Here is a 2,020-nt window from a genome sequence, read left to right on the forward strand (position 1 = left end):
TGGCGGAGTGTCGGCGTGCCGGCGCCGTGAGCGGGTTGGTCTGGGCGGTCGGCGTGGCGGGCGGTGGAGTTGGCGGTATAGGCCGATCGGCGCCCCCTACGCCGCCGCCCGGCGGCCCTGGCGGAGTGTCGGCGTGTCAGCGCTGTGAGCAGGTTGGTCTGGGCGGGCGGCGGAGCCGGAGGCATGGACCGATCGGCGCCCGCCCGGCGGCGCCAGCGGACCGTCGGCGTACCGATGCCGCGATCTCGGCACGCCGCCGTGCCTCCGGGTCAGGCGGCCCGGGTCGCGGTGAAGGTCAGTCGTACGTAGTCCACGACCGGCTCGTCCAGGCGTTCCGCCACCGCCTCCACGAAGGCGCGGTGCTCCGACGGCGGGATTCGGTCCAGGTGTGCGCCGAGTACGACGATCGCCAGGTAGCTGTGGAACTGATCGCCCGGCTCCAGCCGTGCGGGGTCCTCCACCAGGGCGACCTCGACGTCGGTGAAGCCGGCGCGTTCGAGTCGTTCGCGCGTCTCCTCCGTGCCGGCGAAGTTCCACATGTCGGTGGGTTCGCCGAGCACGTCCGCGATGGCGGCCCGTACGCGGGCCACGTTGCCCTTCCCGCCGCAGTCGACGGCGAACCGGGCGCCCGGCCGGAGCGCGCGGGCGATGTTGGCGAACAGCGTGTCGTGGTCGTGGATCCAGTGGAAGGTCGCCACGCTGAAGGCCGCGTCGGCAGGGTCGGCGGCGGGCAGCGGCGCGAGCAGGTCGGCCTGGATCGCCTCGACCCGGTCGAGCCGGTCCGCCAGCCGCTCGCGCAGCCGCTGAAGCATCCGGGCCGATCCGTCGACGGCGACGACGCGGCCGTGGGGGAGCCGGTCGAGCAGCGCCTCGGTGTCGCGGCCGGTACCGCAGCCGGCCTCCAGGACCGTCTCGTCGCCGGCGAACGACAGGCGCTCGAGTGTGCGTCGTCCCCAGCGGAGGTGCGGCAACGGGAGCGAGTCGTACGCGGCGGCGTCCCATTCTCGGAGCATCGTCATCACCTTGCCCTTCCGCGATCAACGTACCCCCTATCTCGTCAAATGAGAGAATCCGTCTCACTATATGGGAGATAGAGCGTCGCTCAGGCGGGCGAGCCCCTCCCGGATCCGGCCCGCCGGGATGGCGCCGTAGCCGAAGGCGAGGCCCGGCCGGGTGCCGGGGTCCATGGCGACCTCGGCGAGCGTGTGCACCTGGGCCCCGGCCGCCCTGGCGCGCTCGGCCGCGGCTTCGGGGTCGGCGGCGGTGAAGGCGCTGATGTGCAGGCCCGCCGTCGAGGGGACCGGATCGAGCCGGCCGGCGAACTCGCGCCGCAGCGTCGCCATCAGCAACGCGTGGCGGCTCTCGTACTCCTGCCGCATCCGGCGGACGTGCCGGGCGAGCGCCCCCTCGTCGATGAAGCGGGCCAGGACGGCCTGCGTCGGCAGCGGGGAGTGCCAGTCGGTGACGAACCTGGCCGCGGTCAGCGCCGCCCGCAGCGACGCCGGCGCCACGAGGAAGCCGATGCGCGTCCGCGGCACCAGGACCTTGGAGAACGAGCCGGTGTACAGGACCAGTCCGTTCCGGTCGAGGTTCTGCAGGGGCTCGATCGGGCGCCCGCCGAAGCGGAACTCGCTGTCGTAGTCGTCCTCGATCACCGCGGCGCCATGCCGCCCGGCCCACGTGAGCAGCGCCGTACGGCGGGCCAGCGACATCGGCATGCCGAGCGGGAACTGGTGCGACGGCGTGACGTAGACGGCGCGCGCGTCCTCGGGCAGGGCGTCCACCCGCAGCCCCTCCGCGTCGACCGGCACCCCGGTCACGCGCAGGCCGAGGGACCGGAACAGCATCCGCGCCGGCGGGTACCCGGGCCGCTCCACCGCCACCCGGTCGCCGGGCTGGAGCAGGACCCGCCCGACCAGGTCGAGCGCCTGCTGGATGCCACTCGTCACGATGACGTCGTCGGCGGACGCGCGGATGCCGCGCGACACCCCGACGTGCCGCGCGATCGCCGCGCGCAGCG

Annotated in this window: 2 protein-coding genes; both read right to left on the minus strand. The window is 74.1% G+C overall.

What is annotated here, in order from left to right:
- Positions 1-269: 269 nt before the first annotated feature.
- Positions 270-1,013, minus strand: coding sequence for a class I SAM-dependent methyltransferase (locus tag ACFFNX_RS37270; RefSeq protein ID WP_378210745.1), 744 nt, complete (start codon positions 1,011-1,013; stop codon positions 270-272).
- 66 nt (positions 1,014-1,079) lie between these two features.
- On the minus strand, positions 1,080-2,020 hold a 941-nt coding region (locus ACFFNX_RS37275), incomplete at its 5' end, for an aminotransferase-like domain-containing protein (protein WP_378210746.1).

The sequence above is a fragment of the Actinoallomurus acaciae genome (assembly GCF_042429965.1).
In the GTDB taxonomy this organism is placed as follows: Bacteria; Actinomycetota; Actinomycetes; order Streptosporangiales; family Streptosporangiaceae; genus Actinoallomurus; species Actinoallomurus acaciae.